A 22076-nucleotide genomic window follows, 5' to 3' on the forward strand; every position below is an offset into this window, starting at 1 on the left:
GAGCGGGCCGGTACGTCCGAGGTCCCCTGCCGGACGGCTCAGTCGGCCGGCAGGGCCTCGATCGCGGTCAGCGTGGGAGTGCCGATGACCTGGGTCAGCCGCAGCCCGGCCCGCTCCAGCAACCGACCGGTCTCCTCCGCGCTGCGGTGCGCGCCGCCGGTGAGCACCATCGCGTGCACGTCGAAGAGCTTCGCCATGTCGAAGGCGTCGCCGGGCGGGAGCACCGCCTCCAGCAGGACCAGCCGCGAGTCGGGCCGCATCGCGGTGCGCACGGTGGCGAGGATGCGGGTCGCGTCGTCGTCGTCGAAGCCCGGCAGCACCGTCTTGAGCAGGTAGCCGTCGCCGCCTGCGGGCACCGTGCCGAAGGCGTCGCCGGGCACCACCTCGCAGCGGTCGGCCACGCCGGCCTCGGCCAGCACCTTCGGCGCGCCCGCCACCACGTGCGGCAGGTCGAACAGCACCCCTCGCACCCCGGGGAAGCGGGTGAGCAGGCCGGCCAGGAAACCACCGGTCCCGCCGCCGACGTCCACCAGCGTGCCGAACCGCCGCCACGGGTACGCCCCGAGCACGGTCCGCAGGTGCAGGTGGTTCACGCTGCGCATCCAGTCGTCGACCCGGGCGCTCTCCTGCGGGTGGTCGGCGAGGTAGCTCCAGTAGTCCTGGCCGTGCACGTGCCCGAAGGCCGGTTCCCCGGTGCGCAGCGTGTGCCCGATCGCGGCCCAGGCCCGTACGTCGGAGTCGAGCAGCGCGAAGCTGTCGCGCAGCGACATCGGATGGTCGCCGCGCAACGGCTCGGCCAGCGGCGTGAGCGCGAAGGTGGCGTCGGCGACCTCGCTGAACACGCCCCGGGCGGCCAGCGCCCGCAGCAGGCGCAGCAGCGCCCCGGCATGCGCGCCGGCCGAGGCGGCCAGCTCCGACACCGGTCGTGGACCGTCCACCAGCAGGTCGGCGATGCGCAGGTCGCAGGCGGCCCGCAGGGCGAACGGGGTGATCTGGTCACCCAACTCGCCGAGCCGGACCACGGCGGTCAGGTCGAGACTGCGTCGGGCGGCCGTCATGCGAGTTTCCCCCTTCGGATGCGCAGTCGCTCACCGGCGAACTGCAGCAGGCCCAGTTTGTCCAGTCCGGTGCGGACCGGCTCGGTCATCAGGCCGATCTGCCCGAGCGCCACCGCGACCCGGGAGAAGACCGCCTGTCGGTACTTGATCATCAGGTCGTGGTTGGTGGCGAAGGCGACGCCCTCGGCGCGGTCGACCTCCAGCCGCTCCCAGATGTCGTCGAGCAGGAACCGCCGACGGATCAGGGCCGCGGCGTCCAGGACCAGTTCCTCCCGCTCGGCCCGCTCGGCCGAGGTGAGCTGGTCGTAGAGCCCGGAGAGGGAGAGCACGCCGAAGGTGACGTGCCGGGCCTCGTCCCGGGCCACGAGATGGGTCAGCTCCTTGATCAGCGGGTCGTGGAAACTGCTGTTGGAGAGCCGGAACGAGGCCATCGCGATCGCCTCCACCATGATCTGCATCCCGAGCGCCGTGACGTCCCATCGCGAGTCGGACAGGATGTCGGTGAGCAGCTCGCGCAGCGGCGCGGAGACCGGGTAGGGCTCGGGGATCTTCTCCCGCAGGTACCTGGAGAAGACCTCGACGTGCCGGGCCTCGTCCACCGCCTGGGTGGCGGCGTAGAACTTGCTGTCCAGATCCGGCACGGTCTCCACCAGCCGGGCCGCGACGATCATCGCGGCCTGCTCGCCGTGCAGGAACTGACTGACCATCCAGGACTGGAACTCCCACCGGAACGCGTCCCAGGCCCGGGGACCCCGCGGTGCCAGTGGCGACGCGGCGAACGCGGCCATCGCGAAGGCGGAGTCGTCCGGCAGCGGTTCGCCGAACGGCACCGGCACCGACCAGTCCACGTCGGTGACCTTCCACTGGGCCGCCTTGGCCCGTTCGTAGAGCGCCACGAGCCGGGGATCGGAGGCTTCGTAGTCCCAGGTGAGTGTGGTGTCGACGCGGGCCGGCACAACAAAGCTCATACGACACAAGGTACCCAGAGACCTCACCGATGCCAATGCGGTGACGCTATGGTCCGTGCGTGGAGACACAACAGACACCAGCTTCCGTGGCCCAACGACTCCTCTGGATGATCAAGCACTACCGCACCGACTTCGGTGCGCTGAGCTGCCCGCTGCTGTGTCGGCTCACCGGTCGGGTCGACGCCGACGCGCTGGACGCCGCGTTGTCCGCCCTCACCGCCCGGCACGAGTCGCTGCGCACCACCTTCACCGGTCGGGGCGCGCGGTTGGCCCAGGTCGTGCACCCGCCGGCACCGGCCGCCGCCCGCCGGGTGGACCTGTCCGACCGGCCGGACCCGGCCGCCGCAGTCGACCAGGCGGTACGCGCCGAGCTGCGCACCGCGATCGACCCGACCGAGTGGCCCTCCCGCAGCACGCTGTGGCGGCTCGGGCCGGACGAGCACGTGCTCTGCCTGAACCTGCACCACCTGGTGACCGACGCCTGGTCCACCGGAATCCTCTTCCGGGACCTCGGCATGCTCTACGCGCAGGCCAGCGGCGTACCGACCCGGCTGCCCGCCACCGGCTGGCAGTACGCGGCCTTCGTCCGGTGGCAGCAGGAACTGCTCGACGGCGACGGGCTGCGCCGGCACCGGGAGTACTGGCGGCGGCAGCTGACCGGCAGCGAACTGCCGGCGGTGGGCACGTCCGCCGTCGCGCCCTCGGCCTCGGACGGCCCGACCACCTCCGACGTGGCGGTCGACCTGGACCGGGAGGCGGTGGCCCGGCTGCGCGCCCTGGCCCGGACCCAGCGGACCACCCTGTTCTCGGTGCTGCTGGCGGTCTTCTATCACCACCTGCACCGCATCACCGGCCAGGACGACCTGGCGGTGGCCTCGATGTTCGCCAACCGGTCGCGTCCCGAGCTGCGGGAGACCGTCGGCCTGCTGGCCAACATGGTGCTGCTGCGGGCCCGGGTCGGGCAGGCCGAGACCTTCGCCGACCTGGTCGGGCAGGCGCATGCGGCGGCCATCGGCGCCTTCACCTACCAGGACCTGCCGTACCAGATGTTGCCGCTGGACGTGGTGCAGACCGGCGGGCGGCGCGCCGACGACGTGCTGTTCAACGTGATGGCCGAGGTGCAGCACCGGACGGTGTCGGCGGGCCTCGGGTTCGAACTGCTGGTGCCGCCCGGGTTGGGCAGCCGGTTCCAGTTCGAGCTGGCGGTGGCCCCGGTCGGCCCGGCGGACCTGCGGGCGGTGTTCTACCACAGCACCGCCGCGTACCCGCCCGCCGAGGCCCACGCGTTCCTCGCCGGCTACGCCGACCTGGCCGCCCGGCTGGCGGCCGAACCGACCGCACCGCTGCGGACCAGGCGCGGCGGCTGACGCCCCGGCCCAGAAGCGCCACACAACACGACACTGGCGTCACACACTCTTGACACCGCATCCGGGTGCTGGGAGGCTTCGACCAGCCCTACCTGGTAGCGCGCAGGGAGCGGGGGTGCCTGTACCCGCCGGACGCGACCGCTCACACGACAACTGCTGTGACAGGAAGGTCCACATGCCACTTCACCTGCACTGGTTCCTCCCGTCCCACGGTGACGGCCGTGAGGTGGCGAAGACCCCGCAGGGCGCGCCCGTCGACCCGGCGGAGAACGTCCGGCGCGCGCCGGACATCGACTACCTGGCGCAGGTCGCGGGAGCCGCCGACCGCTTCGGCTTCACCGGCGCCCTGGTGCCGACCGGGCTGTTCTGCGAGGACCCCTGGCTGGTGTCGGCCGCCCTGGCGGACCGGACCCGTCGGCTGCACTTCATGGTCGCCGTACGCCCCGGCTCGGTGGCGCCGACGGTGGCCGCGCAGATGGCCGCCACCCTGCAACGCCTCTCCGGTGGTCGGCTGCTGCTCAACGTGGTCACCGGCGGCGACCCCGACGAGCAGCTGCGCTACGGCGACTGGCTCGACCACGACCAGCGTTACGCCCGCGCCGAGGAGTTCCTCGACGTCTTCGGCCGCGCCTGGTCCGGTGGCACGTACGACTTCGAGGGCACCCACTACCGGGTACGGGCCGGTCGGCTGACCCGGGGACATCCGGTCACCCCGCCGGTCTTCCTCGGTGGGTCCTCGGCCGCCGCGCACGACGTGGCCGCCCGGCACGCCGACGTCTACCTGGCCTGGGGCGAACCCCCCGAGCAACTGGCCGCCCTGGTGAAGAAGGTCCGGGACCGGGCCGACGCGCAGGGCCGCGAGCTGTCCTACGGATCCCGGTTCCACGTGATCAGCCGGGACACCGCCGAGGAGGCGTGGGACGTCGCGCACCGCCTGGTGGCCGGGATGCACCCGGACACCATCGCCGCCGCCCAGCGGCGCTTTGCGCGCACCGAGTCCGAGGGGCAACGCCGGATGGCCGCCCTGCACCAGGGCCGGACCGACAGCCTCGAGGTCTACCCGAACGTGTGGGCCGGCTACGGGCTGGTCCGCCCCGGCGCCGGAGCCGCGCTGGTCGGCAGCCACGTCGAGGTGGCCGACCGGATCGAGGAGTACCACGCCCTCGGACTGGACCATCTGATCCTCTCCGGCCAGCCGCACCTGGAGGAGGCGTACACCTTCGGTGAGGGTGTGCTGCCGATCCTCCGCCGGCGGGGACTGCTGGCCGACCCGGAAGGAGACCGGTGACCGACCTGCGGCAACACGCGCCCGAGCGGATGATCCCTCCGACGGATCCCCTCTCCGTTCCGGCCACCGTCCTGATCGGCAACCCGCGCCGGGGCTCGCGGACCCTCACCGTGGCCCGGCACGTGACCGGCGCGCTGCGGACCGGTCTGGCCGACCTCGGCGTACACCTCGGCGAGCCGCACCTGGTCGACCTGGCCGAACTCGGCGCGGACCTGCCGTCCCGGCTGATCGCCGGCACCGCCGCCCACGCGCCCCTGGAGCGGGTGGTCGCCCGGGTCCGCGGACCCGGCCTGCTGGTGGTGGTGAGCCCGACCTTCAAGGGTTCCTACACCGGCCTGCTGAAGCTCTTCCTCGACATGCTCCCCCGCGAGGGACTGCGTCCGGGCACGGTCGCGGTGCCGGTGATGACCGCCGGCTGGGCGCAGCACCGCTTCGTCTGCGACGCACAGCTACGCCCGTTGCTGGTGGAGCTGGGTGCCGTGGTGCCGGTCCGCGGCCTGGCGGTGCTCGAGGAGGAGTTCGGCGACCTCGACGCGGCGGTCGCCGGATGGACCACGGCCGCGGTGCCGGTGCTCGCCGCCGTACTGCGCAGTTGCCAGCCCCCGTCTGTGGGACCGCACCGACCCGCGGAACCCGTTCCCGTCCATCAACCCGCACAGCTCCGGTGAGCCGGGCGATCCGGAAGGAAGTAGCGACCATGAGTGAGCAGACCCCGACGGTCGTGGGACCGAAGCAGTCCGACGAGCAGATCCGCGCTCAGGTCCAGGCCATCGTGCTCGACCTGGCGCCCAACCCCGACGGCCTGCGTGGGGAGGAGACGGCCCTGGTCCAGGACCTCGGCTTCCACTCGCTGGCCCTGATGGAACTCGCCTTCGCCCTGGAGGACGAGTTCGACCTCGAACCGATCGACGAGAAGACGGCCCGGTCGATCACCTCGCTCGGTGCGGTGCAGGAGCACGTGCTGCGCCGGATCGCCGAGCGTGACGCCGGGGCCTGACCCTCGGACGACGAGAACGGCCGGCCACCCCGATGGGTGGCCGGCCGTTCTCGTCGTCCGACCCGCCGCACACGACGCCGGCGGGCTCAGCCGATCAGCCGGTACAGCCGGTGGAAGCGGTCGTCGATGGGCAACTGGGTGACCGCCACGAAGCCGGCCTCGGCCGCGAGGTCCCGGACCGCGTCCGGGCGCAGTACCGTGCCGGTGCCGGCGGAGGGCTGCTGACTGCGGCTCGCCGGCAGGCAGTGCAGCACGCTGGTGGCGTACTGGAAGCGTTCGATCTCGTCGGCCGGTGCGGCGAACCGCTCCGCCACCCGGGCGTCGAGCACCAGCACGCTGCCGCCGTCGGCACACAGCCGCCGGCAGGCCCGCAGCACCTCCACCGGGCGCGCGATCTCGTGCAGCGCGTCGAAGAGGCAGACCAGGTCGTACGTGCCGGCCAGGTCGGGGTCGGCGGCGTCCCGGGCGGCGAAGGAGACCCGGTCGCTCAACCCGGCGTCCGCCGCGTGCCCGGTGGCGTCCGCGATCACCTCGGGGTCGATGTCGTACCCGTCCACGGTGATCCCGGGGAAGGACCGGGCCAACCCGATGCCCGCCCAGCCCGCACCGCAGGCCACGTCCGCGACCCGGGCCGGCGTGCCGACCAGTCGGGTGTGGATGTCCGGAGCGTGCCGGCGCAGCCAGCCGGCCATCTGGTGGGTGAACATCGCGCGGTTCGCCCCGGCGTGGCCCTCCCGCCAGTCGACGCCGTAGACCGCGTCGGCCACACCGGCACCGCTGCGGTACGCGTCGAGCAGCGCCGGCAGCGCCGCCGCCACGCCGCCCAGCGGCAGCACGGCAAGCGCCGACATGGACAGCGGGCTGTCCGAGACGGTCAGCACCTCGGCGTGCGCGGCGGGCAGCGTGAACACCCGCTCGTCGGCCGGGACCGACGCGTCGTCGACGGTCAGCACCCCGGCGACCGCCTGCTGTTCCAGCCACTCGCGGGCGTACCTCGGGTCGACCCCGACGCGCGCGGCGATCTCCCCCACCGTGCCGGGGCCCTTGGCCGCGAGGTCGTCGTAGAGCCCGAGTCGGACACCGAGGTACGTGGCGAGCAGTTCCTGGGTGGCCAGCAGCGAGGTCCACATCCGGACCGCGAAGACCCGGGCCTGCGGGTCGATGGGAGTCGTCATCGGTATCCCCTCCGGCGACACACGTGTGTGTTGTTTTCTCGGCACACTCTATCCACGAGGGCGCGCCATGGACAGCACCCGGCGACGAGAGATAGCGTCCGAACACGACACACCGAACACAGGAGGGGGCCGACGTGAACCCAACGCTGTCCCGGGTACGCGAGCTGGCGTCCCGCGTGGCGAAGCACGCCGAGGAGATCGAGCAGCGACGCGGCCTCCCCGACGACCTCGTGGACGACCTCCGCGCGGCCGGCTGCTTCCGGATGTTCGCCCCCGCCAGTCACGGCGGCGACCAGCTCGACCTGTCCGACGTGCTCGCCGTGCTGGAGGAACTCGCCCGCGCCGACGCGGCCACCTCGTGGACGGTGGGCCAGGTGGCCCTGTCGCACCTGATCGTGCGGTGCGGTCCGGCCGCCGCGCTCGACGAGGTCTTCGCCGACGGCGCGGACACCCTGGTCGCGGGGGCCGTGGCGCCCAAGGGCCGGGCCCGCACCGGCGACGACGGGTGGCGGGTGACCGGCCGTTGGCCCTTCGTCACCGGGTGCCCCCGGGCCGCCTGGTTCTATCTGAACTGCGTGCTGGTCTCCGGCCGCAGTGTGCCGGTCGGCCCGGACGGCGCACCGGCCACCCGCATCCTGTTCGTGCCGGCCCGGGACGTCCGGGTCCTCGACACCTGGCAGGTGCTGGGGCTGCGCGGCACCGCCAGCCACGACGTGACGGTCGACGACGCGCGGGTGCCGGAGCATCTCGCGGTCTCCCCGCAGGACGGTGACGCCGCACACCGCATCGCGCAGTCCAGCCTGATCATCGGCGCGGTGGCGGTCGGTCTGGCCGACGGCGCGCTGACCGACCTGGTGCGTCTGGCCGCCGACGGCAAACGTCCGGCGTTGAGCGCGCGGCGGCTCGCCGACTCCCCGGTCTTCCTCGACCGGCTGGGCGAGGCGCAGACCATGCACCGGGCGGCCCGGGCGCTGCTGTACGCGGAGGCGGCCGAGGCGACGGCGGCACCCGAGGGCGGGTCACCCGGTGGCCGGGCCCGGCTGCGCGCGGCGGCGGCGCAGGTGACCAGCCTCTGCGCGCAGGTCGTCGACGCCGCGTACACGCTGGCCGGTGGTACGGCGGTGTACGACACCTCGCCCCTGCAACGGCGGATGCGGGACATGCGTACCGCCACCCAGCACTTCGTGGCGGGCCGCGACTCGTACGCCACGGTGGGCGCGCTCGTGGTGGACGAGGAGACGTCCACCGGGCCGCTCTGACCCGAGTCGTCACGGGGCCGGCCGTGGACCGGCGCCGTGGAGAGCACATCGTCTGTGGAGGTTCCAATGAGTGAGTTGTTCTCGGTCGCCGGCAAGACGGCACTGGTCACGGGCGGCACGCAGGGCATCGGCCGGATGATCGCGGAGGGCTTCGTCGCCGCCGGTGCGCGCGTCTACCTGACCGCCCGGACGAAGTCCGACTGCGAGGACGTAGCCCAGGAACTCTCGGCCGGTGGCGGGACGTGCGTGGCGATCCCCGCCGACCTCTCCGAGGAGTCCGAGTGCGTCCGGCTGGCGCGGGAGATCGGCGAGCGGGAGTCCGGGCTGCACATCCTGGTGAACAACGCCGGCACCGCCTGGACCGCGCCGGTGGAGCAGTTCCCCGCCAACGCCTGGGACAGCGTGCTCGACCTGGGTCTGAAGGCGCCGCTGTTCCTGGTGCGGGAACTGGCCGGACTGCTGCGGGCGGCCGGCACCGCCGAGGACCCGGCGCGCATCGTCAACATCGGCAGCGCCGACGCACAGCGGGTGCCGGAGATGCCGACCTATTCGGCCGCCGCCGCCAAGGCGGCGATCCACCACATCACCCGGATGCTGGCCCACGACTTCGCGCCGACGGTGACCGCGAACGTGATCGCACCGGGCAGCTTCCCGTCCCGGATGATGGCCGGTGTGCTGGAGGCGATGGGCGAGGAGATCGCCGCGGTGACGCCGTTGCAGCGCATCGGGCGGCCGGACGACATCGTCGGCACCGCCATCTACCTGTGCAGCCGCGCCGGATCGTACGTGACCGGTGCGGTGGTCACGGTCGACGGCGGGCTCTCCACGGCCCGGACCGGCTTCGTGCCGGGCCGGTTCCTCACCGACGAGGGGTGACCCGCCCCCGACCCGCGCGAGGGCCGGGCACCCGATCGGGTACCCGGCCCTCGTGCCGTGCGGTCAGTCCTTCGGCGCGGGCGGTACGTGCAGGCCGAAGGCGAGTCCCTGGTTGTCCCGGCACTCGGCGAACGCACCCCACTCCTCGGTGGCCGGACGCATCGGCTCCACCTCGCCACCGAGTTCCTGCACCCGCTTGATGGCGGCGTCGATGTCGTCCACCCGGAAGTAGAGGTAGTGCTGCGGCGGCCCGGGATCGCGGTGGAAGCCGCCCGGCACCGCCCCTTCCCCGGTGTCGATCGACCCACCGTGTTCCTGCGCCTGCACCTTCCAGCCGAACAACTCGGCGTAGAAGCTGCTGGCCACCGCGACGTCCGGCACCCCGAACTCGAAGTACGACAGCTGTCCTGACACGACCGGCCTCCTCGGTCCAACCATCCGGTACGCCACCCGACCGTCCGGACGGGGGGCTATCTAACGCAACAAACTACACTAGGATTCGACCCAACATACTCCGCTGACCGTCGCCATCGGATGGCGCGCCGAGCCGGAAGAGGTGTCACCACGTGCCCGTCACCGCCGCTCCGACCGAACTGATCCCGGACACCGCCGCCCTGATCGGCGCCACCCGCACGGCCACCACCACCGGCGGCGTGCACGAGCACGTCTACGCCGCCGACGGACGCGTGACCGCAGCCGTGCCGCTGGGCGGCGCCGCCGAGATGGACGCGGCGGTCCGTGCCGCCGGGGAGGCCCTCGACGGCTGGCGGGCCACCCCCGGCAACGTACGCCGGGATCTGCTGCTCGCCCTGGCCGACCTGGTCGAGCGGCACGCCACCGAGCTGGGCGGGTTACAGACGCTGGAGAACGGCTGCCCCCGGCAGTTCGCCTCGGTGATGCCCCGGGTCGCCGTGGACCACCTGCGGTACAACGCCGGATGGGCGGACAAGGTCGGCGGCGAGGTCGTCCCGACGTGGCCGATCCGGGCCGTCGACTACACGCTGGACGAGCCGTACGGCGTGGTGGCCCTGATCATCCCCTGGAACGGCCCGCTGGTGTCGGTCGCGCAGATGCTCGGCCCGGCGCTCGCGGCCGGCAACACGATCGTGCTCAAGCCTTCCGAGCTGGCGCCGTTCACCGCGCTGCGCATCGGTGAGCTGGCTCTGGAGGCGGGCTTCCCGCCCGGCGTGCTCAACGTGGTGCCCGGCGGGGCAGCCGGCGGCGAGGCGCTGGTACGCCACCCGGGCGTGGACAAGGTGCACTTCACCGGCGGCGGCGCCACCGCCCGGCGGATCCTCGCCACCGCCGCCGAGCGGCTCCTGCCGGTGGGCCTGGAACTGGGCGGCAAGTCGGCCCACGTCATCTTCGCCGACGCCGACGTGCGGATGGCGGCCCGGCTGGCGATGAGCGGCGTCGTCGCGCTCAGCGGCCAGGGCTGCGCCAACGGCACCCGGGTGCTGGTGCACTCGTCCGTCTACGACGAGGTGCTGCGGACCGTCGCCGCCCGGCTGGCCCGGGTGCCGCTCGGCGATCCCGCCGAGGACCGCACGATGATGGGCCCGGTCGTCAGCGAGCAGGCGTGCCACCGGATCCTGGGTGTGGTGGAGCGGGCCCGGGACAAGGGCCAGGGGCGGCTGGTGACCGGCGGCGAGCGCCTCGGCGGCGACCTCGGCGACGGGTACTTCATCGCGCCGACGGTGTTCGGGGAGGTCGACCCGGACAGCGAACTGGCGCAGGAGGAGATCTTCGGGCCGGTGCTGGCGTTCACCTCCTTCGACACCGAGGAGGAGGCGATCCGGCTGGCCAACGGCACCCGCTACGGACTCGGGGCGTACCTGCACACCACCGACCTGCGCACGGCGCACCGGGTGAGCCGCGCGGTGGCGGCGGGCAGTGTCTGGGTCAACGGGGTACCCGGCGTGCTGCCCTCGGCCCCGTTCGGCGGGATGCGGCAGAGCGGCTGGGGTCGCATCGGCGGCGAGGCCGGCGTCCGGGAGTTCCTGCGGCCGAAGAACGTCTGGATCGCCGCCTGAGGCTGCCCCGGCTGCGGCCGGGACCACCCGGAGACCGTCACCCGTCTGACGGGCGGCCGTCGGCCGCCCGTCAGACGACTACAGCCGCCAGGACCGGGTCGCCTCCTGCTCGGCCCACATCCGCGCGTACCGCCCGTCGCGGGCCAGGAGTTCGTCGTGCCGTCCCACCTCGACGACCTCGCCGGCGTCGAGGACCACGATCCGGTCGGCGTGCCGCACCGTGCCGAGCCGGTGCGCGACCACCAGCACCGTCCGGTCCCGGATCAGGCCGGACAGGGCCTGCTGGACGTGGCGCTCGTTGGTGGCGTCCATCGCGGCGGTCGGCTCGTCCAGCAGCACGATGGGCGCGTCCTTGAGGATGGCGCGGGCCAGCGACAACCGCTGCCGTTCACCACCGGACAGCGTGGCACCGCCCTCACCGACCAGGGTGTCCGCGCCCTGCGGCAGCCGCGCCACGATCTCGTCCACCCGGGCCTGCGCGGCGGCACGGTCCACCTCGTCGTCGTCGGCCTCCGGTCGGCCGAACCGGATGTTGTCCCGCACCGACTCGCTGAACAGGTAGCTGTCCTGGAAGACGACGGTCACCGCGTCGAAGAGGGTCCCGCTGTCCAGTTCCCGGATGTCCACCCCGCCGATCCGGATCGCCCCGGAGTCCGGCGCGAAGAACTGGGCCAGCAGGTGCAGGCAGGTGGTCTTGCCGGCGCCGCTGCTGCCGACCAGCGCGGTCACCGTGCCGGCGGTGGCCTCGAAGCTGACCGACCGCAGCGCCGGCCGGGCCGCCCCCGGATAGGTGTAGGAGACGCGGTCGAACTCGACGTCGTGGCCCTGCGGCACCGGTCCGGCACGGACCTCCGCCGGCACCGGCTCGGCCAGCAGCGCGCCGAGCCGGTCCACGGCCGCCTCACCGACCCGTAGGCTCTCGGTCTGCTCACCCATCGCCCGCAACGGCCCGTGGATGCGCAGCGACAGCACCGCGAACACCAGGAAGGTGGCCGGTGCCAGGTCGCCGCCGATCAGCAGGAAGGCACCGGCCAGCAGGACCACCGGCAGCCCCAGCTCGATCACCGTCAGGAAGAGCACCAGCGGCACGACCAGCTTGTTGACCAGCCCGATACTCGCCTCCCGGTGCCGCACCAGGGCCTGTGCGAGACGGCTGGAGCGCTCACCCGTGGCACCGTGCGCGCGGGCCACCGCGATGCCCGAGACGTACTCCTGGAAGCGGGCCGCGGCCTGGCCGCTGGCCTGGGCGCGTTCGGCCGCGAGCCGGGCGAAGGTCCGCTGCGACCAGGCGTAGACCAGCATCGCCAGCGGAATGGTGGCCAGCGCGGCCAGGCCCATCCGCCAGTCCTCGACCAGCAGGCCCACCGCGATCACCAGCGGCAGCAGGGCCGCGCCGATGATGGTGGGTACGGCGCCGAAGACCACCGGCTCCAGTTCGCTGAGATGGTGCGTGACCAGTGCGGTGAGGTCGCCGGTCTGCCGCTTGGTGTGGTAGCCGAGCGGTAGCCGGCGCAGGTGCTCCAGCGCCCGCAGGCGCAGCTCGCCGAGGAGTTCGAAGGAGGCCACCCAGCTCTGCCGCTGCGCGAGCAGGTCGAAGCCGAACTGGCCGACGGTCGCCGTCACCACGGCGACGCTCCACCAGAGCACCTCGCGTTGGCTGATCGGCGGCCCGCCGAGGTTGGCCTCGCGGAGTCGTTGCAGCACCACGACGAGCAGCCAGATCGGCACCGCGATGCAGACCGCCGCCGCCATCCGGGCGGCGATCCCCCACAGTTGCTGGCGACGCAGCCGGGGGTCGGACAGCTCCCACAGCCGGCGGATGAGGGCCACGGTGCGTCCGGCCACCGTGCCGACGGGCGGTGCGTCCGGTCGGCCGTCGGGAGGTGAGGTCAGGGTGCTCATCCGCGCGCTCCGCTCCGCTCGTCGCTGGCGCCGAGACTCCATCGGGCGCTGGTGGTGGCGTCGGCCCAGAGCCGCGCGTACGTGCCGTCGGCGGCTACCAGGTCGTCGTGGCGGCCGGTCTCGGCCACCCGGCCGTCGGTCAGCACCACGATCCGGTCGGCGTCGCGGATGGTGCTGAGCCGGTGCGCGATGACCAGCAGGGTGCGTCCGGTGGCGAGGTTCGCCACCGCCTGCTGGATGGCGATCTCGTTCTCCGGGTCGGTGGAGGCGGTCGCCTCGTCCAGCACGACCACCGGCGCGTCCTTGAGCAGGGCGCGGGCGATCGAGATGCGTTGCCGCTCGCCGCCGGAGAGGGTGGCGCCGCGCTCACCGACCACCGTGTCGTAGCCCTGCGGCAGGGAGAGGATGAAGTCGTGGCAGCGCGCCGCCCGGGCGGCCCGGTGCACGGTCTCGTCGTCGAGGTCGGGGCGTCCCAGGGTCAGGTTGGCCCGGACCGTGTCGTGGAACAGGAACGGGTCCTGGAAGACCACCGCGACCGTGTCCATGAGCTGGTCGACGGCCATGTCCCGGACGTCGACACCGCCCACCCGGACGCTGCCGGCGTCCACGTCGAAGAACCGGGAGACGAGGCGGGCGACGGTGCTCTTGCCCGAGCCGCTGGGGCCCACGACGGCGGTGACCCGGCCCGCCTCGGCGTGGATGCTCACCCCGTCGAGCGCCAGCCGGTCGGGGGTGTAGCCGAACGAGACGTCCGTCAGCTCGACCGAGGTCGGGCCGAGCGGCACCCGGTGGCCGGTGTCCGGCAGCGCCGGGCTGTTCAGCAGGGCGGCGATCTCGTCGGCGCCGAACCGCACCTGGCGCAACTGGGAGCTGTAGCCGGTGAGTTTGGTCAGCGGCGCGGTGTACCCGAGGGCGAGCAGCAGGAACAGCAGCAGGGTGGGCAGGTCGACCGCGCCGTCGCGGTAGAGCCAGAGCCCGACCGGCACGACGACGGCCACGTTGGCCGCCATCACCGTGAAGTACGCGGCCCCGCCGGGCAGGAAGGCCAGCCCCCAGCGGGTCTCCGAGTCGACGTACCGGCGGACCGCGTCGGTGGCCCGGGCCACCGTGTCGGTCTGCCGGTTGAACACCTTGACGGCCTTGATGCCGTGGAGGAACTCGGTGACCGCCTGGTTCATGGCCATCCCGGCGCCGTGCCACTGCGCCACCCACGCGCCCGAGCCCCGGGTGGCGTGCCGCATCGCCAGCATGGCCAGCGGGACGACCGCCACCGCCGCGAGCGCCAGCCGCCAGTCGATGACGAAGAGCCAGACGGTGGTGGCCGCGACCACGGTGATCGCGGCGACCGCGTCGGGCAGCATGTGCGCGACGAAGACCTCGACGCGTTCGACGTCCTCCATGGCGAGTTTGCCGACCCCGCCGCTGCCGCGCCGGGTCACCTCGCCCAACGGCAGCACCGAGACGCGTTCGGCGATGCGCTGGCGTAGCCGGTGCAGCAGCCAGTACGCGCAGACGTGGCTGATCGCCAGGGCCCCGCCCATCAGCCCGGTGCCGGCCACGATGGCGACCAGCGCGACCACGGCGTACCGGATCAGGGAACCGCCGTCGGGGTCCGCCTCGGTGACCAGCTCGACCGCGACCCGGTAGGCCATCAGGTAGGGCACGAGTTGGCACGCCACCGCCGCGACGGCGAGCAGCACGGCCGAGGCGAGTCGGCCCCGTTGCGCCCGGACCAGTGATCGGAGCAGTTCCCGGCCGCCACCACCGGCGTCCGTGTCGGTACCGGCGGCCATCGCCCACCCCGTCTCGTCGGCGGTCGTCGGTCCCTTGAGGACCTCCCGAACGGTGTAATGGTAGTCGTTATCGATCTCGCGAGACAGCTTCCTCGCCCGCAAATGTCGCCGACGGTGGGCCGACCGACCGCTCAGGGTGATCGACACCTGTCCGAACGGACCACCTCGGACACCCCCTCGACCTTGCGGCAAAGGTTCTCCCGCGCCGATTGAACCGATACACCGCCGCCGGCCGTACGTCTTGGGCGAAGGGAGTGGCCCATGAAGCGCATGACCCCGTTGCTCACCCTCCTCTCGGGGGCGGTGACGGCCGCCGTGCTGTTCACGATGAGTGCGCAGGCATCCCCGCCGGGAACCCAGCCCGCCGCCGGGAACGGACCGCCGGCCGCCGCGCCGGCACCGTCGCCCGGCATCGAGGACGACGTCGAGGCAGACGTCGACGGCGATGTGGACGACCCCGCCGAGCCGGAGGTGGACCCGGACGCCCCCGACGGCACCGACGGCGCACGACCGGGCGTGACCTCGCCACCGACCGACCGGGACCCGTCGTCGGCCGGTACCGAGGTCAACTCGGTGGAGCAGAACTGGATCGGCCAGCTCGAGAACGGCGCCACCATCGCGATCACCGTCAAGAACGGCAAGGCGGAGGCGTACGTCTGCGACGGTCGCGAAATGGAGGTGTGGCTCTCCGGCACGGTCCGCGACGGCAAGATCGAACTCACCGGCAAGGACGCCAAGCTCACCGGCGTGATCCGGGGCGACGTCGCCAGCGGCGAGATGGTCGTCGGCGTACGCCGGTGGAAGTTCACCGCCCGTCCCGAGGAGAAGACCGACGACGCTCCGGTGGTCAAGTCCGGTTCCGGCACCGCACCGGCGATCTACCGGGCCACCGAGGAGATCCGCGCGGCCGGCATCGACGGCGGTTGGATCATGCTGCCGGACGGCACCCAGATCGGCATCGTCACCTGGAACGGCAAGCCCATCCCGGCACCGCCGCTGGACCCGGCCTTCTTCACCACCAAGGTCAACGGAGTCACCATCACCGCCGCACCGGTCGTCCCCGGAGCACGGTGATGTCCCAGCACCGCCACAGCAGCGTCCGGACGGTGCCCCGCCGCCCCCGGGAGCCCTCGATGGAGGTGATGCGCGACCTCGACGGCCCGCCGCCGCCGAGCGCGCCGAGGCCACGGCCGTCGATGGTGGTCCCGCTGCTGGTCGGGGCGGGGGTCGCGGTGGCGTTGGGGGTGTACGGCCGCACCCACACCCCGACCGGCATCGCGGTCAACGTGGCGGGGTTCTCCTCGCCGCTGACGGTGAAGGTGTGGCTGGGCACCGGCGCGGCCTTCTTCGCCGTCGTCCAACTGCTCTCGGCACTGTCCATGTGGGGCCGGCTCGGCGGGTTCTCCCCGTCCTGGGCCGGCACCGCGCACCGCTGGTCGGGACGGATCGCCTTCCTGCTCACCGTCCCGGTCGCGGTGCACTGCCTGTACGCGCTCGGCTTCGCCGACTTCGACACCCGGGTGCTGATGCACTCCCTGCTGGGCTGCTTCTTCTTCGGCGCGTTCGCCACCAAGATGCTGACCCTGCCCAAGCGCGGACTCGCCGGCTGGGTGCTGCCGGTGGTCGGCGGGGTGGTGTTCGTGGCCCTGATCGGCATCTTCCTGACCTCGTCGGTCTGGTACTTCACCACGTTCGGTTTCCAGCTCTGACGGAAAGGCACCTCGGATGAACCACGAGCAGGCCGGCTGCTGCCGGTCGCGGCGGGCGATGCTGGCCGGCACCGGCGCGGTGGGCGTGGCCGCGCTGACCGGCTGCGCCACCTACGGCCAGCCGACGTCGGCTCCCCCGCCACCGCCGCCCGCCGCGAACCCCAGCGCCGACCCGTCCGCGTCGGGCGCGCCGGACGCCGGTGGTGGCCCGCCGGCCCTGGCCACCCTGGCCGACATCCCGGTCGGTGGTGGACAGATCTACGCCGACGCCGGGGTGGTGATCACCCAGCCGACGCCGGGGACCATCAAGGCGTACTCGTCGACCTGCACCCACCAGGGCTGCACGGTCACCGCGGTGACCAACGGCACCATCGTCTGCGCCTGCCACAACAGCGTGTTCGACATCGCCGACGGTACGGTGCGCAGCGGCCCGGCGGGGTCCCCGCTGCCCGCCGCGAACGTCTCCGTCGACGGGGACGCCATCCGGCTCGCCTGACCCGGACACGTCCCAGCGGCGCCGACACCAGGACGCGGCCCACCCAGGCCCGGGCCGCGCGGGGCCGTCCGGGGTGGCGTCGCGACACCGGACGGCCCCTGCCTTACCCGGGGGCGGGTGGGGCAGGGGTCCCGGCGCCTCGGCGGGCTCAGACCGCGAGCGCCTGGCGTACGGTCCGCTCCGCGCTCGCCCCGCCGTCGCCGGCCGAGGTGACCCGCCCCGACTCCAGTACGTGGTAGCGGTCGGCCACCCGCAGCGCGAAGCCGAGGTGCTGCTCGACCAGGAGCACGCTGAACCCGCGCTGCGCGATCAGCGCCACGATCCGCTCCTGGATCTCGGTCACCACCGACGGCTGGATGCCCTCGGTCGGCTCGTCGAGCATCAGCAGTCGGGGCCGGGTGATCAGGGCACGGGCGATGGCCAACTGCTGGCGCTGGCCACCGGAGAGCAGCCCGGCCCGGCGACGCAGCAGCCCGCGCAGCGCGGGGAACAGGTCCAGCACCTCGTCGGTGGCCGCCGCGCCGTCACGCCGACCGTCGGCGACCAGACGCAGGTTCTCCGCCGCCGTCAGGTGCGGGAAGCACTGCTGGCCCTGCGGCACGTAGGCGACACCTCGGGCGACCCGCTCGTGCGGGGCCAGCCGGGTGATGTCCACCCCATCCAGCTCGACCCGACCGGCACTGGGACGCAGCAGGCCGGCGGCGACCCGCAGCAGGGTCGACTTGCCGGCGCCGTTGTGTCCGAGGACCGCCGACACCCCGTCGTCGGGCACCTCGACGTCGACGCCGTGCAGCACCCGGCTGCGCCCGTAGCCGGCGTGCACGCCGCGCAGACTGAGCATCATGCCTCCATAGCCGTCGGGGCCGACCCGGCGTCGACCGGGTGACCGAGATAGACCTCCTGCACGCGCGGGTCGGCCTGCACCTGCGCCACGGTGCCCTCGCTGAGCACCCGACCGGCGTGCAGCACGGTGACCGTCCGCGCGAAGCGGCGCAGGAAGTCCATGTCGTGCTCGATCACCACCACCGTGCGGTCCTGGGCGACCTTCTCCAGCAGGCGGCCGGTGGCGTCGCGTTCCTCGTGACTCATGCCGGCCACCGGTTCGTCGAGCAGCAGCAGGCGGGCGTCCTGGACGAGCAGCATGCCGATCTCCAGCCACTGCTTCTGCCCGTGCGCGAGGGTGCCGGCGAGCTGCTCGGCCCGGTCGGCCAGGCCGATCACGTCGAGCGCCTCGGCCACCTCGTCGGGCACCCCGTGCCGGCGGCGCAGCAGCGTCGCCCAGCTCCGGCGGGCCCCGGCCGCGATGTCGAGGTTCTGCACCACGGTCAGTTCCTCGAACACCGTCGAGGTCTGGAACGTCCGACCGACGCCGAGGCGGCTGATCCGGTGCACCGGACGACCGAGCAGTTCCCGGTCGCCGAAGCGGACCGAGCCGGTGGCCCGGACCAGCCCGGTGACGGCGTCGACCAGGGTGGTCTTGCCGGCACCGTTGGGTCCGATGAGGAACCGGATGTCGCCGGGCGCGACGTCCAGGCTGACGCCGTCCACGGCGGTGAAACCGTCGAAGCTCACCCGCAGGTCACGCACGTAGAGCCCGTGCAGCTGCTCGCTCACGATGCCGCCTCCACCTTGCGCCGCCGTAGTCGCCCGAACGGACCGGGCCGCGGCCCGCCATCGGCGGGTGGGTCGGAGCGGCGGCGCACCAGGCCGACCAGCGACGCCAGACCGCCGGGCAGGAAGGCCACCACCACCACGAACAACAGGCCCTGGAGGTACGTCCAGGTGCCCGGGAACCGCTCCGACAGGGCGGTCCGGGCCCATGCCACCGCGACCGCGCCGAGGACCGGCCCGAGCAGGGTGGCGCGACCGCCGATGGCGACACCGATGACGAACTCGATGGAGGGCACGATGCCGATCAGCGCCGGTGAGATGATGCCGACCGCCGGGACGAACAGTGCCCCGGCCAGCCCGGCCATCCCCGCCGCCACCACGTACGCGACCAGTTTGACGGTGGCCGGGTCGTAGCCGAGGAAACGGACCCGTTCCTCGCCGTCGCGGACCGCGACGAGCAGTTCGCCGTAGCGGCTCTGCATCAGGTGCCGGGTCATGGCCAGCAACGCCAACAGGGTACCGGCGATGATGAAGTAGACCATCCGCTGGTTGACCGGGTCGTCCAGGTCGTAGCCGAAGAAGCCCTGGATGTCGGTGAGGCCGTTGGTGCCGCCGGTGGTGCCCTGCTGGCCGATCAGCAGGATCACCATGGCGGCGGCGAGGGCCTGGCTGAGGATGGCGAAGTAGGCGCCCCGGACCCGGCGGCGGAACACCAGCGACCCGAGGACGAAGGCGACCGCCATCGGCAGCAGCACCGTGGCGGGCAGGGCGAACCACGGGCTGGCGAACGGGCGCCACCACAGCGGCAACTCGTCGAGTTGCCCGTACAGCATCATGAAGTCGGGCATGTTGCCCGGACCCGCGTCGGCGAGCTTGAGGTGCATGGCCATCGCGTAGCCGCCGAGGCCGAAGAAGACCCCCTGGCCGAGGGCGAGCATGCCGCCGCGTCCCCAGGCCAGGCCGATGCCGACCGCGACCATCGCCACGCAGAGGTACTTGGCCAGCAGGGACAGCCGGAAGTCGGAGAGCAGCAGCGGGGCGACGGCGAAGAGCAGGGCCGCGCCGAACGCGAACCCGGCGGCGGCCCGGAACCGGTGCCGGGACGGGCCGGCGGCCGGGGTGGCCGGCGGGGGCGCGGGTGCGGCGTCGGTGACGGGATCTCTGGCGACGGTGGTCATGCCAAACTCCTGGTACGCAGGGTGAACATGCCCTGGGGTCGCCACTGGAGGAACGCGACGATGGCGACGAACACCATCACCTTGGCGACGCTGAGGGTGGTCAGGTACTCGCCGGACGCCTGGAGCACACCCAGCGCGAAGGCGACGATCACGGTGCCCTTGAGCTGGCCGATGCCGCCGACCACGACGACCAGGAAGGCGTCGATGATCAGGTTGGTGCCCATGGTGGGACCGATCGGGCCGAGCAGGGTGAGCGCGACTCCGGCGATGCCGGCCAGGCCGGAGCCGATGAAGAAGGTCGTCCGGTCCACCCGGGCGGTGGCGATGCCGGAGACGGCGGCCAGGTCGCGGTTCTGCACCACGGCGCGGATCCGCCGCCCCAGCCGGGTGAGGCGCAACGCGAGGGTCAGCGCGACCACCGCGCCACCGGCCAGGGCCAGGATGAACAGCCGGTTGTTGGCGACGGTGATCCCGCCGGGCAGGGCGATGTTCCCGGTGAGCAGTTCCGGGGCGCGGGTCTGCACGTTCGGGCTGCCGAAGACGTCCCGGGCGAGCTGTTGCAGGATCAGCGACACGCCCCAGGTGACCAGCAGCGTGTCCAGCGGCCGGGCGTAGAGGCGGCGGATCAGCAGGACCTCCAGCAGGACGCCCATCGTGCCGGCCACCACGAAGGCCACCGGCAGCGCCACCAGCAGCGACCAGCCGGCCGCGGTGATCACCTGTTGCAGGACGTAGGTGGTGTAGGCGCCGGCCATGATGAACTCGCCGTGCGCCATGTTGATCACGCCCATCTGGCCGAACGTGAGCGCCAGACCCAACGCGATCAGCAGCAGCACCGCGCCGATGCTGACGCCGGTGAAGAGTTGACCGATGAGAACTGTCACGGTGGGTACTCCGAACTGCGGGTGGGGGTCGGCCCGGACGGGACTCCTCCCGTCCGGGCCGTGGGACCGGGGCGTCGGTCAGCTCAGGCCGCCGGCCCAGGGGTAGCTCTTCAGGTACGGGTCCGGGGTGATCGGCTGGCCGGAGTTCCAGACCTCGGCGATCAGCCCGTCCGCGCCGACCTTGCCGACGCGGGCCGTCTTGGCGATGTGCTGCGTCGCACCGTCCACGGTGACCAGACCCTCCGGCGCCTCGAAGGTGATGCCGTCGGCGGCCTCCCGGACCTTCTCCACGTCGAACGTGCCGGCCTTCTCCACCATCGCCTTCCACAGGTGGACCGAGACGTACGCGGCCTCCATGGGGTCACTGGTCGGCTTGTCCGCGCCGTACTTGGCCTTGTACGCGGCCACGAACTTCTCGTTCGCCGCACCCGGCGTGGTCTGGTAGTAGTTCCAGGCGGTGAGCTGGCCTTCCAGGTACTGGGTGCCGATGCTCTTGACCTCCTCCTCGGCGATGGAGACCGAGACCACCGGCATGGTGGCCGCCGTCAACCCGGCGGACTTGTACTCCTTGAAGAACGCCACGTTGCTGTCGCCGTTGAGGGTGTTGAAGACGGCGTCCGCGCCGGCGGACTTCACCTTGTTGGTGATGGTGCCGAACTCGGTGGACCCGAGCGGGGCGTAGTCCTCCCCCAGCACCGTCATTCCGTTGGCCTCGGCGTACGCCTTGATGATTTTGTTCGCGGTGCGCGGGAAGACGTAGTCGGAGCCGACCAGATAGAGCGACTTGGCACCCTGCGCCTTCAGATACTCCAGCCCGGGAACGATCTGCTGGTTCGTGGTGGCACCGGTGTAGAAGATGTACGGAGACTGTTCCAGTCCCTCGTACTGCACGGGGTAGAACAGCAGCGCCTTGTTCTTCTCGAACACCGGCTTGACGGCCTTGCGGCTGGCCGAGGTCCAGCATCCGAAGACGGCGGCCACGCGGTCCTCACGGATCAGTTTCTCGGCCTTCTCGGCGAACGTCGGCCAGTCCGAGGCGCCGTCCTCGCCGACCGGCTGGATCTTCTTGCCGAGCACGCCACCGGCGCTGTTGATCTCCTCGATCGCCAGCGTGATCGCGTCGCGGACGGTCACCTCGCTGATGGCCATGGTGCCGGAGAGGGAGTTGAGCAGGCCCACCTTGACGGTGTCGCCGGAGACGTCGGCGCTGACGCCGGCGGAGGTGTTCCCATCGGTGGTCTTGCTGCCGCACGCGGCCAGTGCGGCTGCGGCGACCAGGGTCATGGCACCCGCCAGGATGCGGCGGCCCCGGATCAGTGTCATCAATGCTCCCTGCTTCGCGCCTGGGCGTGGAGTCAGTGCCCGGGAACGTACGTCGGCCCCGGGTCGTAAAGTGCGGATCTGTGCGGTGCGGTGCGGTCCGTTGAGGTGCGTCGCGCTGCCTGGAACGACGGGTGGACGCCGACCCGGGCAGCGATTCGG

General features: G+C 72.5%; 21 protein-coding genes. 10 read left to right on the forward strand and 11 right to left on the reverse strand.

Annotation, left to right across the window (positions count from 1 at the left end):
- Positions 1 to 38 precede the first annotated feature (38 nt).
- Positions 39 to 1058 carry a methyltransferase gene (locus HUT12_RS19230; RefSeq protein WP_176094262.1) on the reverse strand — a complete coding sequence of 340 codons (1020 nt, stop codon included), beginning with the start codon at positions 1056 to 1058 and terminating at the stop codon, positions 39 to 41.
- A complete protein-coding gene (locus HUT12_RS19235) occupies positions 1055 to 2026 on the reverse strand; it encodes a ferritin-like domain-containing protein (RefSeq protein WP_131056539.1) in 972 nt (323 codons plus the stop codon). Before HUT12_RS19235 ends, HUT12_RS19230 begins: the two co-directional genes overlap by 4 nt.
- Before the next feature lie 59 nt (positions 2027 to 2085).
- On the opposite strand from HUT12_RS19235, the gene HUT12_RS19240 reads away from it, so the two are divergent.
- From HUT12_RS19240 to HUT12_RS19255, 4 genes are all read left to right on the forward strand, one after another.
- Entirely contained in the window at positions 2086 to 3393 is a 1308-nt protein-coding gene (locus tag HUT12_RS19240) for a condensation domain-containing protein (protein ID WP_303393495.1), read from the forward strand.
- A 175-nt stretch (positions 3394 to 3568) separates the two neighbouring features.
- The gene (locus HUT12_RS19245) at positions 3569 to 4681 is read left to right on the forward strand and encodes an LLM class flavin-dependent oxidoreductase (RefSeq protein WP_131057233.1); all 1113 of its coding nucleotides are present in this window, start codon (positions 3569 to 3571) and stop codon (positions 4679 to 4681) included.
- Positions 4678 to 5349 carry an NADPH-dependent FMN reductase gene (locus HUT12_RS19250; RefSeq protein WP_131057235.1) on the forward strand — a complete coding sequence of 224 codons (672 nt, stop codon included), beginning with the start codon at positions 4678 to 4680 and terminating at the stop codon, positions 5347 to 5349. The genes HUT12_RS19245 and HUT12_RS19250 overlap by 4 nt, the downstream gene beginning before the upstream one ends.
- A gap of 29 nt (positions 5350 to 5378) precedes the next feature.
- Positions 5379 to 5678 carry an acyl carrier protein gene (locus tag HUT12_RS19255; protein ID WP_131057237.1) on the forward strand — a complete coding sequence of 100 codons (300 nt, stop codon included), beginning with the start codon at positions 5379 to 5381 and terminating at the stop codon, positions 5676 to 5678.
- An 86-nt stretch (positions 5679 to 5764) separates the two neighbouring features.
- Here the strand turns inward: HUT12_RS19255 and HUT12_RS19260 are convergent, their stop codons facing one another.
- On the reverse strand, positions 5765 to 6853 hold the full coding sequence (locus HUT12_RS19260; protein ID WP_176094264.1) for a bifunctional 2-polyprenyl-6-hydroxyphenol methylase/3-demethylubiquinol 3-O-methyltransferase UbiG: 1089 nt from the start codon (positions 6851 to 6853) through the stop codon (positions 5765 to 5767).
- Between the two features lie 134 nt (positions 6854 to 6987).
- Here HUT12_RS19260 and HUT12_RS19265 point away from each other — a divergent pair, with 134 nt between their 5' ends.
- Positions 6988 to 8112 (forward strand): acyl-CoA dehydrogenase family protein, encoded by a 1125-nt coding sequence (locus HUT12_RS19265; protein WP_254876883.1) that lies wholly within the window; start codon positions 6988 to 6990, stop codon positions 8110 to 8112.
- Between the two features lie 66 nt (positions 8113 to 8178).
- Positions 8179 to 8988 (forward strand): SDR family oxidoreductase, encoded by an 810-nt coding sequence (locus HUT12_RS19270; protein ID WP_176094265.1) that lies wholly within the window; start codon positions 8179 to 8181, stop codon positions 8986 to 8988.
- 63 nt (positions 8989 to 9051) lie between these two features.
- Here the strand turns inward: HUT12_RS19270 and HUT12_RS19275 are convergent, their stop codons facing one another.
- The gene (locus HUT12_RS19275) at positions 9052 to 9402 is read right to left on the reverse strand and encodes a VOC family protein (protein WP_131054163.1); all 351 of its coding nucleotides are present in this window, start codon (positions 9400 to 9402) and stop codon (positions 9052 to 9054) included.
- A gap of 152 nt (positions 9403 to 9554) precedes the next feature.
- Between HUT12_RS19275 and HUT12_RS19280 the strand changes: the two genes are divergently transcribed.
- Entirely contained in the window at positions 9555 to 11021 is a 1467-nt protein-coding gene (locus HUT12_RS19280) for an aldehyde dehydrogenase (RefSeq protein WP_131054162.1), read from the forward strand.
- A 78-nt stretch (positions 11022 to 11099) separates the two neighbouring features.
- Here HUT12_RS19280 and HUT12_RS19285 read toward each other — a convergent pair whose 3' ends face one another.
- Positions 11100 to 12923, reverse strand: a complete 1824-nt coding sequence (locus HUT12_RS19285) for an ABC transporter ATP-binding protein (RefSeq protein WP_254876884.1) — start codon at positions 12921 to 12923, stop codon at positions 11100 to 11102.
- Positions 12920 to 14716, reverse strand: a complete 1797-nt coding sequence (locus HUT12_RS19290; protein WP_131054160.1) for an ABC transporter ATP-binding protein — start codon at positions 14714 to 14716, stop codon at positions 12920 to 12922. The genes HUT12_RS19285 and HUT12_RS19290 overlap by 4 nt, the downstream gene beginning before the upstream one ends.
- A gap of 261 nt (positions 14717 to 14977) precedes the next feature.
- On the opposite strand from HUT12_RS19290, the gene HUT12_RS19295 reads away from it, so the two are divergent.
- From HUT12_RS19295 to HUT12_RS19305, 3 genes are all read left to right on the forward strand, one after another.
- Positions 14978 to 15790 carry a hypothetical protein gene (locus HUT12_RS19295; RefSeq protein ID WP_131054159.1) on the forward strand — a complete coding sequence of 271 codons (813 nt, stop codon included), beginning with the start codon at positions 14978 to 14980 and terminating at the stop codon, positions 15788 to 15790.
- Positions 15791 to 15858: 68 nt separating this feature from the next.
- Positions 15859 to 16425, forward strand: a complete 567-nt coding sequence (locus HUT12_RS19300; RefSeq protein WP_236145824.1) for a DUF6529 family protein — start codon at positions 15859 to 15861, stop codon at positions 16423 to 16425.
- A 16-nt stretch (positions 16426 to 16441) separates the two neighbouring features.
- Positions 16442 to 16921: a Rieske (2Fe-2S) protein gene (locus HUT12_RS19305; RefSeq protein WP_176094267.1), complete on the forward strand. Its 480-nt coding sequence runs from the start codon at positions 16442 to 16444 to the stop codon at positions 16919 to 16921.
- 148 nt (positions 16922 to 17069) lie between these two features.
- Here HUT12_RS19305 and urtE read toward each other — a convergent pair whose 3' ends face one another.
- The 5 genes from urtE to urtA form a co-directional block, all read right to left on the reverse strand.
- Positions 17070 to 17765: an urea ABC transporter ATP-binding subunit UrtE gene (gene urtE / locus HUT12_RS19310; RefSeq protein WP_254876885.1), complete on the reverse strand. Its 696-nt coding sequence runs from the start codon at positions 17763 to 17765 to the stop codon at positions 17070 to 17072.
- A complete protein-coding gene (urtD, locus tag HUT12_RS19315; RefSeq protein ID WP_176094268.1) occupies positions 17762 to 18535 on the reverse strand; it encodes an urea ABC transporter ATP-binding protein UrtD in 774 nt (257 codons plus the stop codon). The genes urtE and urtD overlap by 4 nt, the downstream gene beginning before the upstream one ends.
- Positions 18532 to 19710 carry an urea ABC transporter permease subunit UrtC gene (gene urtC / locus HUT12_RS19320; RefSeq protein WP_176094269.1) on the reverse strand — a complete coding sequence of 393 codons (1179 nt, stop codon included), beginning with the start codon at positions 19708 to 19710 and terminating at the stop codon, positions 18532 to 18534. The genes urtD and urtC overlap by 4 nt, the downstream gene beginning before the upstream one ends.
- Positions 19707 to 20594 (reverse strand): urea ABC transporter permease subunit UrtB, encoded by an 888-nt coding sequence (gene urtB / locus HUT12_RS19325; protein WP_176094270.1) that lies wholly within the window; start codon positions 20592 to 20594, stop codon positions 19707 to 19709. The genes urtC and urtB overlap by 4 nt, the downstream gene beginning before the upstream one ends.
- A gap of 78 nt (positions 20595 to 20672) precedes the next feature.
- Positions 20673 to 21917: an urea ABC transporter substrate-binding protein gene (gene urtA / locus HUT12_RS19330; RefSeq protein ID WP_176094271.1), complete on the reverse strand. Its 1245-nt coding sequence runs from the start codon at positions 21915 to 21917 to the stop codon at positions 20673 to 20675.
- Positions 21918 to 22076 lie beyond the last annotated feature (159 nt).

Source organism: Verrucosispora sp. NA02020, from assembly GCF_013364215.1.
Classification (GTDB): domain Bacteria; phylum Actinomycetota; class Actinomycetes; order Mycobacteriales; family Micromonosporaceae; genus Micromonospora.

Coding starts and splice junctions, on each gene's coding strand:
- urtA (WP_176094271.1), bottom strand. CDS start 21,917: ATGACACTGATCCGGGGCCGCCGCATCCTGGCGGGTGCCATGACCCTG.
- HUT12_RS19255 (WP_131057237.1), top strand. CDS start 5,379: ATGAGTGAGCAGACCCCGACGGTCGTGGGACCGAAGCAGTCCGACGAG.
- HUT12_RS19260 (WP_176094264.1), bottom strand. CDS start 6,853: ATGACGACTCCCATCGACCCGCAGGCCCGGGTCTTCGCGGTCCGGATG.
- HUT12_RS19245 (WP_131057233.1), top strand. CDS start 3,569: ATGCCACTTCACCTGCACTGGTTCCTCCCGTCCCACGGTGACGGCCGT.
- urtC (WP_176094269.1), bottom strand. CDS start 19,710: ATGACCACCGTCGCCAGAGATCCCGTCACCGACGCCGCACCCGCGCCC.
- urtE (WP_254876885.1), bottom strand. CDS start 17,765: ATGATGCTCAGTCTGCGCGGCGTGCACGCCGGCTACGGGCGCAGCCGG.
- HUT12_RS19285 (WP_254876884.1), bottom strand. CDS start 12,923: ATGAGCACCCTGACCTCACCTCCCGACGGCCGACCGGACGCACCGCCC.
- HUT12_RS19230 (WP_176094262.1), bottom strand. CDS start 1,058: ATGACGGCCGCCCGACGCAGTCTCGACCTGACCGCCGTGGTCCGGCTC.
- HUT12_RS19235 (WP_131056539.1), bottom strand. CDS start 2,026: ATGAGCTTTGTTGTGCCGGCCCGCGTCGACACCACACTCACCTGGGAC.
- HUT12_RS19305 (WP_176094267.1), top strand. CDS start 16,442: ATGAACCACGAGCAGGCCGGCTGCTGCCGGTCGCGGCGGGCGATGCTG.
- HUT12_RS19270 (WP_176094265.1), top strand. CDS start 8,179: ATGAGTGAGTTGTTCTCGGTCGCCGGCAAGACGGCACTGGTCACGGGC.
- HUT12_RS19290 (WP_131054160.1), bottom strand. CDS start 14,716: ATGGCCGCCGGTACCGACACGGACGCCGGTGGTGGCGGCCGGGAACTG.
- HUT12_RS19295 (WP_131054159.1), top strand. CDS start 14,978: ATGAAGCGCATGACCCCGTTGCTCACCCTCCTCTCGGGGGCGGTGACG.
- HUT12_RS19300 (WP_236145824.1), top strand. CDS start 15,859: ATGCGCGACCTCGACGGCCCGCCGCCGCCGAGCGCGCCGAGGCCACGG.